Source organism: Streptomyces griseorubiginosus (genome assembly GCF_036345115.1).
GTDB classification, from domain to species: Bacteria; Actinomycetota; Actinomycetes; order Streptomycetales; family Streptomycetaceae; genus Streptomyces; species Streptomyces griseorubiginosus_C.
Map to the genome: position 1 here is coordinate 4280679 of NZ_CP107766.1, position 14114 is coordinate 4294792.

Sequence of the window (14114 nt, forward strand, 5' to 3'; positions counted from 1 at the left end):
CGCGCCAGAGTCGTCAGTGCGAGAGCTTGAGCCTCGGCCACAGCTGCGTTGCGCGTGCCTGCTGCGTTGATTGGGTAACTGCTTCCCTCCGCCTGGGCTCGAGCTGCTGCTCTCAGATCGTGCAGTGCGTCCCGCGCAGTCAAGGCATGATCCGCTGTAGTGCCATCCAACCCGTCACCGTTCTCTACCGCACGTAAGACACCCTCTGCCCGGGCAACAGTGGAAGCCTTGGCCGCCGCCAGTAGGACGGCAGTGACCCCATCACGAACACGGCGGGCTGCTTCCGCAACATGCGCGGGGCCCTCCAGATCGACCACAGAGTGCGCGAACTTCACTGTGTCCATGGCCGCAGTGACAGCATCGTTCAGCCTGCCGTGGTCCTCGTTAGGCCCCGCCCTCTTGACCAGGTCACCAGCAGCTGTGGTGGCGTCATTTACGGCCGTTGCAAACGTTGCCCACGCTTCACGCCGCAGCGTGTGACGCCATTGGCGATACTCAGCCCTCGCTTGGTCACGCGAAGCGTCCACGGCGGCACGGTAGGTAGCCTCGGCCTGCGCTACCCCCACCTGAGTAGCAGCTTGCGCTTGCGCTCGCCCCGCTTCAGCCCCAAGTTCGGCCGCACGTACGGCTGCTCTGGTCTGAGCACGCCCGATGAGAACGGCGGCAGGTACGCCTACGAGGGCTACGAGAGCAGACGCGATGGCACCCACACCTTGCAGATCCATGGCCGCCCATCATGCCGCGAGTTGTCGGTCCGTTGGAACAGGGCATAGCTGCCCGAGCGCTGCGCCTCCCTGGGAGAACCCTGGGAGAAGATCTTCTCCCAAAACCCCTCGGAGGCTCTGGGAAACCAACTCACACCAAGGCCTTGACCTGCGGAGATAGCTTCAGGGCGATGTCCGGGTCTTGCGTTGACCTTATTCGGGACGAAGAGGTCGTGGGTTCAAATCCCGCCACCCCGACAGCTGGATAGCAGGTCAGAGGGCCCTCACTGAGTCAGTGAGGGCCCTCTGGCGTTGCTGAGTGTCTAAGAAGCTGTTGTCTTTCCGGACGTGATCGATGCGTTTCCGCTGGTCGGGGATAGGAGTGGTGGTTCCGTGGGAGTGGTGGCCTGTCAGGTCGTCGTTCCCCGGGAGGTTGCGAATGCCGTCGGTTGTCGGACTGCTGGAACAGCACGAGCTCGCCGCTCGGCGTCGAGTTGACGGGCTGCGGGAGGAGGCCGACCGCATCCAGGCCGAGCTGGCTGCGGCCGAGCTGGAATGCCAGGAGTGGGCGATCGCCCGCAGGCGGGTCGACACGGTGCTGGCTCCGGACGACGGCGCCACCGTCGAGGCGGAGGTTGTCCCGGATCCGCGGGATGGGGAGGGGCAGTCGGCGCTCCGGGACGCGGCGAAGCCGAAGTCGCAGGTGCCGGTGTGGCGACAAGGGCTGGCCTGGTCGGCGCTGTCGGTCGACTACCAGCGCATCCTCAAGACACTCGCGGACCGGGCCCGGCTTCATCAAGGGCCGCTGACCTGCCAGGAGATGGCCGCCATGTTCGGCATGGACGTGGTGCCGGCGCGGGTGGAGGCACTGCGGTCGAAAGCGAAACGCCTGGTCGCGCGCGGCTGGCTGGCCGAGCAGCAGCCGGGTCGGTTCACCCTCGCTGCGGGTGTGACCGGGCCAGGCGACGGGTCATGAGCCCGGTCATCGACCAGTAGACCATCGCCTCCGCGCTGGTGGTGCGCCGCTCGAAGTCGCGCACCAGGCGGCGACTTCGCATCAGGTGGGCGAAGAGGCGCTCGACGATCCACCGCTTGGGCAGGACCACGAACCCCTTCTGGTCGTCGCTGCGTTTGACGATCGTCAGGACCAGGGCGAACGTGGCCAGGCAGTACTCGACGAGGCTGCCGGTGTAGCCGCCGTCGGCCCAGACGAGGGCCAGGCGATGGTGTGCCTCGGCCACCTGCTCAAGCAGGACCTTCGCGGCGGTGCGGTCGCCGACATCCGCGGCGGTGACCATCACGCCCAGCAGCAGGCCGAGGGTGTCGACCACGACGTGCCGCTTGCGGCCGTTGACGAGCTTGCCGCCGTCGAAGCCGCGGCTGTCCGTGCCGACGACGGCGTCCGCCTTGACGGACTGCGAGTCGATCACTCCGGCTGTCGGCTGCGTGTCCCGTCCCAGCTCCTCGCGGACCCTCGCGCGCAACCGGTCGTGGAACTCCTTGACCAGGGCGTTGTCGCGCCAGCGGCGGAAGAATGCGTAGATGCGGTCCCACGGTGGGAAGTCGGCGGGCATCGCACGCCATTTGATCCCGTTGTCCACGAGATACCGGATCGCATCGAGCATGGTGCGGTGACAGTACGCCTCCGGCCGGCCGCCCCGGCCACGCATCCAGCCCGGCACCGGCAGCAGCGGCAGGACCCGGGCCCACTCCGCGTCCGTCATGTCCGTCGGGTAGCGCGGCTGCCGCGTCCCGTTGTCGGCGGCGTTTCCGAACCGGTGAGCCAGACAGTCACACTCCCAGGTGACCGCGCTGGACTGCCCGGCCATCGGCACGCAAGACTGCTGCACCAGGGCCTCCTGCTGCTGCTCGGTGATTCGACACCAACGAGCTGTTCAGGAGGTCCTGTTCGTATGCGCCTCGCGCCCCGCGACCACCCGATCGGGACCCCCGTTCGACGCGCGTCTCCCAAGATCGAAAAGACAACAGCTTCTAAGTGCGCGACTACGTCCATGACCACGGCACCAGCTGGGGGCATCGCGATCGGAGAGGCGGTCGGCGTTGACTCCGTCGACGTCCTTGAGTGCCTGGCGGAAGGCGCGGCGGATGTTGGCAGCGTCGAGCGGCTTGGCCACGGCCGAGGCGAAGATGAGCCCGTTCTCCTCCCACTTCTCGTCAGCAGCGAGCCGATCCCAACCCTGATCTTCGAACTGCTGCCAGGGAGCTTCGATGCAGCGCGCCGGCAAGGCGAGGGTGCGCTAAGACTTGCGGGTCCTGGTGTCTCCGGTGCGCCGGACCGAGCGCCACACGGCGAGAGGCCGGCGCGCGTACTGGAACGACGAAGGCCTCGACGACGGGCATAGGTCGACATCGAGCTTCCGCGAGGCTTGGTCGCATTGCAACTCAGCTTGTACGCAGCTCGATTGCGGCTGGTTGAGCATCTTCGTGCGAATGGGCCGGTGCGTGACTGGAGCCCTGGCACCGATGCTGAGGGAACGGGTCTGCAAGACGCTTGTTAGGGGAGTCAGGCCGTGCTGCAAGAGGCGATCGGTGAGAGCGGCCTAGAGCAGAAGCCAGACCGACGTTCTTGGCCGAATCCTCAGGGCGGCAGCCGGACGGCGGATGCCGAGCCAGGTCGGCAGACCGGGCCCCACGTGAGTGTCTGACTTCGGGACGACGCCGACGCACAGCGGCGGACACGCCGGAAACGCTTGTGGACCATCAGCACAGGTGAGAGGCACGCCGGCCCACGGCAGGGGGAGCGTCCTGCCGGTGGTGGGCGTTTCTGTCATCGGTGTTCTTCGGTTGTGCTGCGCACGGGTGTGATGATCTCGTTGGTGAGCCATCGGGCGGCTTGTGGGGGATAGGGGCTTCGCAGGCTCAGCACGATGTGTGTCATGCCTGCGGCGATGAGGTCCGTGATGGCCTTGCGGTCGGTGGCTGGGTCGTCGTAGGAGACGATGTACTGCACGGAGCGGGTGATCGTGCGCGGATCACGGCCGACGGCGGCGCAGTGGTCCTCCAGAACGGCGCTGCGCTCGGTGATGTAGTCCAGGGTGTTGTGCGGCGGTCCGGGGATGTTCCAGATGTCGGCCTGCTCGGCGACGAGGCGGAGCGTCCTGTTTCCCCAGCCGCCGATCAGCAGGGGTGGACCTGGCTGCTGGACGGGTTTCGGCTCGTTGTGGTTGCCGGTCAGGGTGTAGTAGCGCCCGTGGAAGTCGAAGACGTCCTGCGTCCACATGCCGCGGAGGATGGTGATGGTTTCCTCCAGGCGGGCGATGCCTTCGGCGGGCTGGACGAGTGGGAGGCCGTAGGCGGCGTACTCCGCGACGGCCGGGTTCTCGCCGGCGATGCCGCCCGCGTCGGGTGGCTGCAGGGTGCCGCCCACGCCGAGGCCCATGATCAGTCGGCCTCCGGAGATCACGTCGACTGTGGTGGCGATTTTGCCGAGGACAGCGGGCGGCCTGATCCGGTTGCTCGTCACGAGCAGGCCCAGGCGCAGCCGCTGGGTCCTGGCTGCCAGGGCGCTCAGCAGTGTCCATCCTTCGAGGATCTGCCCGTCCTTCGGGCCGGCGATCGGTATGAGGTGGTCCCACAGCCAGGCGTCGGCGATGTCGGGCAGCTCGTCGGCCTCCTGCCACACGCGGAGGATGTCCTGGTAGGGGACGCGCATCGGGGTGGTCTTGATTCCGAATGTCACGGGGAGGGGGTGCTGGTCGGACATCCTTGCCACGCGCCCTTCGAGTCGACATGCCGCCGTTGACGGCGGCGCAACCATCACCATAGCTGATCATCAGTTTCGCTGACTATCAGTCTCTGGATACGCTGCGGCCATGACTCGCGACATCCCGCCCGAGGTTCTTGCCTCCCGCCTCGGCTACCTGCTCAAGCACGCGTACCTGCGGCTGACCGAGGAGTCCGCGCGGGCCTTGGCGCCGCACGGGATCGACGGCCGTGAACTGGCGGTTCTCGCCGTCCTCGACGCGCATGACGAGCTGTCCCAGCTGGAAGTGGCGGGGAAGCTGGGTGTCGACCGCACCACGATGGTGGCCCTCATCGACGCCTTGGAGGGCAAGGAACTCGTCGAGCGGCGCCGCAGTCCCCAGGACCGGCGCAAGAACATCGTGCGGCTGACGTCGTCCGGACGGGAGCGCCTTCGCGACGCCGAACTCGACCGCCAGGAGATGGAACGCCGATTCCTCGCCCCCCTCTCCAGCACGGACGCCGGGTGCTTTGTTCGCGCGCTGCAGTCCCTCGTCGGGACCCCGGCGAATGCCGATCAGGCGTCTGACTCGGCGTGACGGACTACGGTCCGTGGCCCGTGTCCGTGGACCTCCGCAATCGGCGACACGGGGCTCCCTCCAACCGTTGGGGGCAGGCTGCGTGAGCGGCGTGGACGGCAAAGCGCGTCGGAGAGGTGGAGCAGGGTCTGGGTGCCCCTGTCTCTTCGGGCAAGCGGATGGGGGCGTTGGCTCAGTCTGTGGGTGTGGCGGCGATGCCTATGTGTGAGTAGACCCAGCCTGCTGGGGTGTCGGTGGAGCGGACTGCCTCGTAGAGGTGGTGGTCGGGTTCTGCCCGGCCGCCGGAGGTGCGGAATTGGGCGGGAGGTGACCCGTCCGGGCCGAGTTGCACGATCTTTGTTCGGCCGTTGGACGGGCCTCCGACGACCTTGATGCCGACGTGGTTGTTGACCACCTCTCCGGCCAGCCAGCGGTGGATGAGCTGCAGGTGCTCGGATTCTTCTGCCGCCATGGAGCCAGCCGAGCACGAGCGGGTTGGGAAGGGCAAGGTGCTCGCCGTCGCGGAGCATCGCGAAGAGCACGTCGGATCGGCGGCGGGCGAGACCGAGGCAGGCCGGGGTGTTCGCTCATCCTCTGGGGTCCGCAGCGCGCAGGTGCTTGGTCTGCGTGCGCCGGGTGTCGGTGCTGCCGGGCTGCTCGGGGGGGGGTAGTCAGTGGCGCCAGTCGCTGGGGACTCGGTAGGACGGGGCGGGCCAGGTTGGGCGGGGGGTGGGGGTGGTGGGTGGGTGGGGGAGTCTGGCGCGGGTGAGGAGGACTGCGGTGAGGGCGGCCAGTTCGGTGGCGTCTGGGGTGCCGCGTTTCACGGTGAACAGGGGGCGTGAGGGCGGGGTGGTGGACACTTCGGCTCCTGTGTACGTGGGTTGGGTTACCTGCGTTCCTGTGCCGCTCCGAGCGCTGCGCGCCTAGCGGTCGGGGTGGGTGGTGGTCGCCGTGCCTTTCGCGACGGTGGCGGTCCCGTCGCTGTGCGCGCGCGTGTGCTCCGGTGCAGCCGGCGGTGTGCGTGGCAAGTTCCGGCCTTTGCGTGGGGCGGGGTAGCGGTGGGCCCGTTGCCGGGCCGGCTGTGCCTACTCCTCTGCCGGGTTCTTGTGTGCGCGTCGGAACCAGCTTTAGGCCCTTCACCTTTACTTCTTCTACACAGGCGAAAACGGAATACTTCCGGCCGCTGAATCGGAACGCGTTGATCCGCTGTCAAGCTACTGCCAGCGCAGCACCCTGACATGCGATTGCCCTGGTGGCAGGGGTGGGCGACGGACAAGAATCTAATTCATCGGGGGGCGCCCACCGGAAAGGCGGAGGGCGTTCACGGTAATTCCGATGGAATATGCCTGCCCGCTCATTGTCTTTCTTTTCCGGTCTTTCGGAAAAGCTATCCAGGGGGTCTTCATGAAGGTCAGCGTTCTGCGCAGGGGTTTTGTCGTCGTAGCCACCGTCGCCGTCGTGTTCGGTGCGCCGGCCGCGGGGGCCGTCGCTCACGCGGCGGGGGCGTCCCCGGCTGCGGGGGTGGCGGTGGCGGCGCCGCAGGACCCCAGCTGGGACGCTGTCCAGGGGGACCCGAGTTGGGACGCCGCTCCGCAGGACCCGAGCTGGGACAGCGTCCAGGAGGACCCGAGCTGGGACTCCGCTCCGCAGGACCCCAGCTGGGACAGCGTGCCGGAAGACCCGAGCTGGGACAGCGTCCTGCCGCTGCCGTCGGAGTAACCCCGGTAAGCCCAGCGCGTATTGACCCAGCACGTATTCACCCTGCACGCATTCGCCCAGCACGCATTCGCCCAGCAGCGAAAGCAGCCTTACCTCGACGAAGGCCCGTCCCGTCCTGTTCGGTGACGGGCCTTTCGTCCTGTCCGGTCAGTGATGACCCCGCGGCCTAGCCCAGCTTGTCGACCGCCTGGTAGTAGGTCCATGCCGAGGCGTCGCAGGAGGTGCGCTTGACGCCCGAGTAGGCGGTGCACACCCGCTTGAGGTCCGCGTAGAAGGCGTTGTCCAGGCGGGACTTGTTGGCGTCGAAGGAACCCGCGGCTTTGTAGTTGCGGTAGCCGAAGTCATGTCGTGCACATGACATCTGGAAGGGGAAGCCGAAGGGGTTGTCGGGGGACGTGGTGCAGTAGTCGGTCGACCAGTCGAAGCCGTACGCGCTGTAGGAGGCCTGGTTGTTGCGCGCCGTGGCCCAGGAGTCGTAGCTGCTCGCGCTGGTCTGGGTCCAACTGCTCAGCAGCTGCGGCTTGTCGGCGGGGGCCGCCTGTGCGGGGGCGGCGGCTATGGCGAGGGCGAGCGGCACGGCGAGGGCTGCGGCGGCGAGGGGCGTGGCGAGACGGCTGCGCATCGGGAGTCCTCCGGGGGCTGTGTGGGCGCCCTGCGCGGGGTGCGCGGGGCGGGCACAGCCTGGCCTCGGGGGCTATGGCGCAGCCATATACGGCATCAGGCCCGGAGGTAGGCGAGAACCGCGAGGACCCGGCGGTGTGTCTCGTCCGCCTGCGGGAGGTCCAGTTTCATGAGGATGTTGCCGATGTGCTTGCCCACCGCCGCCTCGGAGACGACGAGTTGGCGGGCGATCGCCGTGTTGGACTTGCCCTCCGCCACCAGGGCCAGCACCTCGCGCTCGCGGGCCGTGAGGCGTTCGAGCGGGTCACGCCGGCGGCGCAGCAGCTGGCGGACGACCTCCGGGTCGACGACCGTGCCGCCCCCGGCGACCTCCAGGAGGGCCGACTGGAACTCCTCGACCTGGCCGACCCGGTCCTTGAGGAGATAGCCGACGCCGGTGCCGTCCCCGGAGTCGAGGAGCTCGGACGCGTAACTGCGCTGGACGTACTGGCTCAGCACCAGGACCGACAGTGAGGGCTGGGCCTCCCGCAGCCGTACGGCGGCGTGCAGCCCCTCGTCCTTGAAGTCAGGCGGCATCCGTACGTCGGTGACGACGATGTCGGGGGTGTGCTCGGCCGCGGCCGCCATCAGTGCCTCCGCGTCACCGACCGCCGCGACCACCTCGTGGCCGAAGCGGCCGAGCAGGCCGATCAGTCCTTCGCGGAGCAGCACGCTGTCCTCGGCCAGGACTACACGGAGCGCTCGGTCGGCTCGCAAGGGATCTCCACACGCAGTAGGGTCGGGCCCCCGGCAGGGCTGGACAGGGTCAGTCTGCCATCCAGTACGGACACCCGGTCCGCAAGTCCCGTGAGCCCACTGCCCCGTTGGACGTCCGCGCCGCCGCAGCCGTCGTCCCGTACCTCGAAGACGAGCCACCCGTCCGCGTGCCGGCCGGTCACCTCGGCGCGCGCCGCCCCGCTGTGCTTGGCGACGTTCGCCAGCGCCTCGCAGACCACGAAGTAGGCGGCGGCCTCGACCGCTTCGGGCAGCCGACACGGCAGATCCACCGAGACGTCCACCGGTACCACCGACCGGTCGGCGGCGTCGGCGACGGCCGCGCCCACCCCGAAGTCGGCGAGCACCTTCGGATGGATGCCCTGGATCAGCTCCCGCAGCTCGGCCAGCGCCTTGCCGGCCTCGTCGTGGGCCTTGGCGAGCTGGTCGGCCAGCGGGCCGGGCGGCGCGTCGAGACGGGCCAGGCCGAGCGCCATGGTCAGGGCGACGATGCGCTGCTGGGCGCCGTCGTGCAGATCGCGCTCGATCCGGCGGCGCTCCGCCTCGAAGGCGTCGACCAACCGGACCCGGGAGCGCACGAGTTCGGTGACCTTCTCCCCCAGGTCGGTCTCCACGGGCGCGATGAGGAGCCGGGTGAGTTCGGCGCGGCCCACCGCCACGGCGCCGATCGCATACGCGCTGACGGCGAAGAGCAGCAGGCCGGCGACGGCGACGGCGAAGGCCTCGGGCCAGCTGGTCGCCGTCCACATCTTCAGCACGGGCGCCTCCTCGCCGTCCCCGACCGTCGCCATCAGGACCGGGGTCGCCACCAGGCCCACCGGCACGACGAGCGCCATGACGAACACCAGCAGATCGAGCGGCCACAGCACCGTCGCGAACGCCAGCGTGTAGCCGAGCTCCCGCCAGGTCTCCTGTTCCCGGAACCGGGTGCGCACCCACGCCATCAGGCCCGGCTCGTCCGGCACCCGGTGCGGGGTGGGAGCCGGACGCCGGTCGACCAGCCGCAGCCGCCGCCGCTCCACGGCCGCCACCGGCAGCCCGGACAGGGCGAGCAGCGCGAGCAGCGGCAGCCCGACCAGTACGACGGCCAGCGCACTGCCGACCGCCGCCGCGAGGACGATCGCCAGCAGCACCACGATGCCGACGGGGGCGCTGCTGAGGAGATAGCCGGCGGCCCGCCAGGGCCAGCCGGAGCGCAGGTAGCCGGAGCGGGTCAGGGCCTGCCACACGTTGAGTGAGCGCATGGCCTCACGGTAGAAGGCGGTTCTCTGCCGGAGCCATCCCTCCAGACCGAGGGTCGGGGGTAGGGCCTGCCCTACCTCAGGACTCAGCCCAGTGGTCGTGATCCTCGCGGGCCCGCGCGGTTGTCTGGGAGACGGCTGAAGGGGGCCGGAGATGATGACGTGGCTGACCGAGAACACCCTGGTGTTCGGGACCTGGGGAGTCCTGGCGGCGGTGCTGCTGCTGCCGGCCCTGGAGGCGGCGCTGCCGCTGATCGGCGTGCTGCTCCCGGGGCAGACCGCGGTGGTGATGGGCGGCGTGCTGGCGCATCACGGCCGGGTCCCGCTCGGCTGGATCGTGGTCACCGCGCTGCTCGGCGCGGTCCTCGGCAACGGCCTCGGCTACGCGGCCGGGCGGCGCTGGAACACCCGGCTCCTGGACCGCGTCCCGCGCCGGCTGCTGCGGTCCCGCGCCACCGCCCGCGCTTTTTCCGCCATCCAGCGGCACGGCGGCCGGGCGGTGTTCGTGGGGCGGTTCACGGCAGGGTTGCGCACCCTCGTACCGACCCTGTGCGGGGTCTCGGGAATGTCCGTGCGGTCCTATCTGACCTGGTCCGTCGTGAGCAGCGCGGTGTGGGCGCCGACCTTCGTGCTCGTCGGCTACGGCATGGGTTTCAGCCCGGGACTGTGAAGGGGGGAACGAGCGTGCAGCCTTTTGCCACCGCAGCCTCTTGCCATCCGCCGCTGATGACCTACCAGGTCACAGCTTCGAAGAATGGTGCAGCAGAAGGCTTCGGCAATCCGCCGGCCTTTTTCGACAGCAGTGCATGGCAGTGAGTGGGGGACTCATGGATTTCCGGCTTCTCGGTCCGGTGGAAGCAAGGCAGGGCGAACGACGCGTCTCCATGTCGGGGGCGAAGGTGCACACCGTGCTCGCCGCCCTGTTGCTCGCCCGCGGCAAGATCGTCACCGACGACCGGCTGAGTGCGCTGCTGTGGGGCTGGGACCCGCCCGCCACCATGAGCGCCCAGATCTATACGTACATCTCCCGGCTGCGCAAACTCCTCGGCTCCGAGGTGGAGTTGGTACGCCGTCCGCCCGGCTACCTCATCCTCACCCACGACGCGCGCCTGGACACCGCGGAGTTCGAGCGGCTCGGCAGGCTCGGCCGGACGGCACTCGCCGAGCGGCGCCACCAGGACGCGCACGACCTGCTGAGCGGGGCCCTGGACCTGTGGCGCGGCCCCGCGCTCGCCAACGTCACGTCCTTCCTGGCCGACGCGGAACTGCCGCAGCTGGAGGAGGCGCGCACCGCCATGCTGGAACACCGCATCGAGGCGGACCTCGCCCTCTCCCGGCACCAGCAGCTGGTCCCCGAACTGATCGGCCTGATGGCGGAGTTCCCGCTGCGGGAACGGCTGCGCGCGCAGCTGATGACCGCGCTGTACCGGTGCGGCCGGCAGGCCGACGCGCTGCACGTCTACCGGCAGGGCCGCCGCACACTCGCCGAGGAACTGGGCGTCGACCCCGGCGCCGACCTCAACGCCGCCTACCAGGCGGTGCTCAACAGCACTCTCGACCTGCCCCGGCCGACGGCCTCGGCGGCGGCGTCCGCGCCGCACGCGAACACCCCGCAGAACCCGGGCGGTCGGCCGTTCACGGTCACGCAGGCGCGCACGTCACAGGTCGCGCCCCCCGCGATGCTGCCTGCCGACATCGCCGACTTCACCGGCCGGGAGCAGGAACTCGCCGTACTCCTGAAGCAGTTGGCGCCGCCGCCCGCGGGCCGGCGGCCCGTGTTCCGGCCGCAGCGCATGCTGATCACCGGCATGGCGGGGGTGGGCAAGACGGCGCTCGCGGTGCACGCCGCGCACGCCAGCGTCCAGCACTTCCCGGACGGGCAGCTGTACGCGAACCTGTGCCACGCGGACGGCACGCCCAAGGACCCGGCCGAGATTCTGGTACGGCTGCTGCGCGGCCTCGGTGAGCCCGTCGCGGCGCTCGACGGCCCGCCCGCCGACCTGGACGAGCTGGTGCGGCTCTACCGCACCCGCACGGCGGGCAAGCGGCTGCTGATCCTCCTCGACAACGCGGCCGGCGATCTCCAGCTCGATCCCCTGCTGCCGGGCAGCGCCTCGGCCGCGGTGCTGGTCACCGGGCGGACCCGGCTGTGCGCGGTGTCCGGTTCGCACACGACGGCGTGCGCGCCGATGGACCAGGGCGAGTCCCTCGCCCTGCTGGCGGCGGTCGCCGGCGTGCGGCGCATCGCGGTCGAACACGAGGCGGCCGCCGCGATCGTGGCCTCCTGCGGGGGGCTGCCGCTCGCCCTGCGGGTCGCCGGCGCGCGCCTCGCGTCCCGGCCGTACTGGTCGGCGACACGGCTCGCGGACCGGCTCGCGAAGGAGGACACCCGCCTGCACGAACTGCGTTTCGGGGACCTCGACGTACGGCAGTCCGTGCTGTCCTCGATGCGCGGCTTCAGCGCGCGGGAGCACGAGCTCCTCGCCGAGCTGACCGCCCTCGGGCGCGGACCGTTCCCCGCGGTCACGGCGGGGCGGCTGTTCGGGATCCCGGAGCAGGCGGCGGAGGACTTCCTGGAGCGGCTGACCGATGTGTCCCTGCTGGAGATGGCGGGCGTGGGCGCCACGGGGCTGCCGCAGTACCGCTTCCACGAGGTGGTCCTGATGTTCGCCCGCTCGCTGGCGGGGGCCCGCTGCTGACGCCCCGGGCGGGCCGCTCGCAACGTCCTGCCGGGGCAGGGTGCTGCCAGCTGACACGCCGGGCAGGCCGAAGCGCCGCCCCGTTGAATGGATCAACGTGAGCGGCGCGGAGGGAGGTTGGCGGATGAGGCCCCGTGCCCGGTCAGGTCAGCAGAGTCCGCGCCCAGCCGGCCCGGGCGCCGGCCACCACGGTCAGCGCGTAGGCCGCCACCGGCAGCAGCAGCACCCCGAGGACGGCGAACGCCCAGGCCTGCGGGTAGGAGGTGACCGCCCACTGCTTCAGCGCCATCGTGGACTCGCCGCCGCCGTACGCGGCCAGCATGTACGGGGTGGCCATCAGGCCCAGCGGAACGGCGAACGCGAAGACCACGGCCAGCAGGTCGAGCGGCCACAGCACGGTCACGAACAGCAGCGTGTACGCCAGTTCCCGCCAGCTGGCGGCCTCGCAGAACCGCTTCCGGCACCAGGGGCCGAGCCCCGGCTCCTCGGGATCCTCGTGCGGGTCGCGCAGGGCGCGGTGGCCGACCATCCGCAGCCGGCGCCGCTCCACCACGCCCATCGGGACACCGGACAACAGGGCCGCGAGCAGGACGGGAACCCCCACGACCACGACGGAGAGCGCGCCGCCCACCGCGAACGCGGTGAGGATCGCGAGCAGCCCGGCCAGGCCCACCGGGGCACTGCTCAGCAGATAGGCGGTCGCCCGCCACGGCCAGGACGAGAACAGGAACCCGGGGCGGCGGACCGCCCCCCACACCGATGTCGCTTCCAGGATTGCCATGACTCCACCGTAGAAATCGGGTGCCCCCCGCGCCCAGCAGCCCAGTTCTACTTCCGGGGTATGCCTGGCCCTACCCCGAAGACTCGGTTCCGCCGCAATGTGCCGGACCCCCGACGCACGGTTTTGTTGAGTCAGCAGCCGGAGCGCCGCAGCAGCGGGGCCAAGTCACTCGGGAGTCCACATGTCGACGGTCGCGAACACCCAGAGCTATGTCGAGGCGTGCCCGCAGCGTTCGCTGGTGGCCGGGCGTCTGCCGGCCGGCGGTGCCGCGCCGACCGTGGTGTTCAGCGGCCCGCTCCCCGGCACCGGGACCACCCGTTCCGTCGTCCGGGCCCAGGTCGTCGGGGGCGTGTGGGTCGCCCAGACCCCGGGCTCCTTCTCCCACGCCTCCTACCGCGAGGGCGGCCGGTGCGTGAACCGCCGCCCCGTCTCCTAGCCCCCGCCCCGCACCTGCGCAGACCTGAAGACCTGACGTCATCCAGAGCACCGAAAGAAGAAGAGGCCATCATGAAGCTCCGCGTCCGCCACCTGTCCGCCGCCGTCCTCGCGCTCGCCGCCGGCGTGCTCGCCACCGGCTGCGAGGTCGGTCAGGAGGGATCCAAGAGCACGAGCACCTCGTACGACGTGAAGGGGACGGTGTCGGCGCTCGACGTGCGGACCCCGGGCGGTGACATCAAGGTCGTCGCCGGTGACGGCACCAAGGTCAGGGTCACCGAGAAGGTGACGTACAGCGGTGACAAGCCGGAGACGGAGCACACCACGCGGGGCGGCACGCTGCTGCTGACCCCCGGGGACGGCTGCCTCGAGGACGGCGGGTCCTCCAAGTGCACGGTGGACTACACCGTGGAGGTGCCGAAGGCGCTCGCGGCCGTCCTGGACAGCAAGGGCGGGGACGTGTCGGTGTCCGGGCTCGCCGGCGCCCTCGAGGTGAAGTCCGGCGGGGGCAAGGTCACCGCGGACCGGGTCACCTCCAAGCGGTTCACCGTGGACGGCAACGGCGGCGCGATCGACGCCCGGTTCACCACGGCGCCGGACACCGTGGACATCGACACCCGGGCCGGCGACGTGTCGGTGCAGGTGCCGGGTGCCGAGGCGTACGCGGTCAAGGCCACCAGCAACGGCGGCTCGTCGAAGGTCGACATCAAGACCGACCCCGCCGCCGCCCGCAAGATCACGCTGCACACGGACGGCGGCGACGTCAGGCTGAGCGCCGCGGGCTGAGCCCCGGCGGCATCGCGGCACGGTGACGGCGACGGGCCGGGCACTCCCTGATCGGGGGAGGTGCCCGGCCCGTC

16 protein-coding genes are annotated in these 14114 nt (G+C 70.2%); 8 read left to right on the forward strand and 8 right to left on the reverse strand.

Annotated elements, in window-relative coordinates:
* The first annotated feature begins 1143 nt into the window (after positions 1–1143).
* Complete coding sequence (locus tag OHN19_RS19340) at positions 1144–1680, forward strand: hypothetical protein (protein WP_330265380.1); 537 nt, start codon at positions 1144–1146, stop codon at positions 1678–1680.
* On the opposite strand, the gene OHN19_RS19345 is transcribed toward OHN19_RS19340, so the two are convergent.
* Both OHN19_RS19345 and OHN19_RS19355 read right to left on the reverse strand, forming a co-directional pair.
* Complete coding sequence (locus tag OHN19_RS19345; RefSeq protein WP_330265381.1) at positions 1637–2554, reverse strand: IS5 family transposase; 918 nt, start codon at positions 2552–2554, stop codon at positions 1637–1639. The two genes, OHN19_RS19340 and OHN19_RS19345, sit on opposite strands and share 44 nt — an antisense overlap.
* A 938-nt stretch (positions 2555–3492) precedes the next feature.
* Entirely contained in the window at positions 3493–4428 is a 936-nt protein-coding gene (locus tag OHN19_RS19355) for an LLM class flavin-dependent oxidoreductase (protein ID WP_330265382.1), read from the reverse strand.
* 109 nt (positions 4429–4537) lie between these two features.
* Here OHN19_RS19355 and OHN19_RS19360 point away from each other — a divergent pair, with 109 nt between their 5' ends.
* A complete protein-coding gene (locus tag OHN19_RS19360; RefSeq protein WP_330265383.1) occupies positions 4538–5005 on the forward strand; it encodes a MarR family transcriptional regulator in 468 nt (155 codons plus the stop codon).
* Between the two features lie 172 nt (positions 5006–5177).
* On the opposite strand, the gene OHN19_RS19365 is transcribed toward OHN19_RS19360, so the two are convergent.
* Both OHN19_RS19365 and OHN19_RS19370 read right to left on the reverse strand, forming a co-directional pair.
* Complete coding sequence (locus OHN19_RS19365) at positions 5178–5456, reverse strand: hypothetical protein (RefSeq protein WP_330265384.1); 279 nt, start codon at positions 5454–5456, stop codon at positions 5178–5180.
* A gap of 199 nt (positions 5457–5655) precedes the next feature.
* Positions 5656–5844: an acyl-CoA carboxylase subunit epsilon gene (locus OHN19_RS19370; RefSeq protein WP_330265385.1), complete on the reverse strand. Its 189-nt coding sequence runs from the start codon at positions 5842–5844 to the stop codon at positions 5656–5658.
* A 544-nt stretch (positions 5845–6388) separates the two neighbouring features.
* On the opposite strand from OHN19_RS19370, the gene OHN19_RS19375 reads away from it, so the two are divergent.
* Entirely contained in the window at positions 6389–6703 is a 315-nt protein-coding gene (locus OHN19_RS19375; protein ID WP_330265386.1) for a hypothetical protein, read from the forward strand.
* Between the two features lie 166 nt (positions 6704–6869).
* Here the strand turns inward: OHN19_RS19375 and OHN19_RS19380 are convergent, their stop codons facing one another.
* The 3 genes from OHN19_RS19380 to OHN19_RS19390 form a co-directional block, all read right to left on the reverse strand.
* Positions 6870–7325, reverse strand: a complete 456-nt coding sequence (locus OHN19_RS19380) for a phospholipase (RefSeq protein ID WP_330265387.1) — start codon at positions 7323–7325, stop codon at positions 6870–6872.
* 95 nt (positions 7326–7420) lie between these two features.
* Positions 7421–8080, reverse strand: a complete 660-nt coding sequence (locus OHN19_RS19385) for a response regulator transcription factor (protein WP_330265388.1) — start codon at positions 8078–8080, stop codon at positions 7421–7423.
* Positions 8053–9342 carry a sensor histidine kinase gene (locus tag OHN19_RS19390; RefSeq protein WP_330265389.1) on the reverse strand — a complete coding sequence of 430 codons (1290 nt, stop codon included), beginning with the start codon at positions 9340–9342 and terminating at the stop codon, positions 8053–8055. Before OHN19_RS19390 ends, OHN19_RS19385 begins: the two co-directional genes overlap by 28 nt.
* A gap of 154 nt (positions 9343–9496) precedes the next feature.
* Here OHN19_RS19390 and OHN19_RS19395 point away from each other — a divergent pair, with 154 nt between their 5' ends.
* The 3 genes from OHN19_RS19395 to OHN19_RS19405 are packed head-to-tail and all read left to right on the forward strand — an operon-like array spanning position 9497 to position 12038.
* Entirely contained in the window at positions 9497–10009 is a 513-nt protein-coding gene (locus OHN19_RS19395) for a DedA family protein (protein WP_330265390.1), read from the forward strand.
* Between the two features lie 14 nt (positions 10010–10023).
* Positions 10024–10155: a hypothetical protein gene (locus tag OHN19_RS19400; protein WP_330265391.1), complete on the forward strand. Its 132-nt coding sequence runs from the start codon at positions 10024–10026 to the stop codon at positions 10153–10155.
* An 11-nt stretch (positions 10156–10166) separates the two neighbouring features.
* The gene (locus OHN19_RS19405; protein WP_330265392.1) at positions 10167–12038 is read left to right on the forward strand and encodes an AfsR/SARP family transcriptional regulator; all 1872 of its coding nucleotides are present in this window, start codon (positions 10167–10169) and stop codon (positions 12036–12038) included.
* A gap of 142 nt (positions 12039–12180) precedes the next feature.
* On the opposite strand, the gene OHN19_RS19410 is transcribed toward OHN19_RS19405, so the two are convergent.
* Entirely contained in the window at positions 12181–12819 is a 639-nt protein-coding gene (locus OHN19_RS19410) for a sensor domain-containing protein (RefSeq protein WP_330265393.1), read from the reverse strand.
* A gap of 181 nt (positions 12820–13000) precedes the next feature.
* On the opposite strand from OHN19_RS19410, the gene OHN19_RS19415 reads away from it, so the two are divergent.
* A complete protein-coding gene (locus tag OHN19_RS19415) occupies positions 13001–13255 on the forward strand; it encodes a hypothetical protein (RefSeq protein WP_330265394.1) in 255 nt (84 codons plus the stop codon).
* Between the two features lie 71 nt (positions 13256–13326).
* Positions 13327–14040, forward strand: a complete 714-nt coding sequence (locus OHN19_RS19420; protein WP_330265395.1) for a DUF4097 family beta strand repeat-containing protein — start codon at positions 13327–13329, stop codon at positions 14038–14040.
* The last annotated feature ends 74 nt before the right edge of the window (positions 14041–14114 follow it).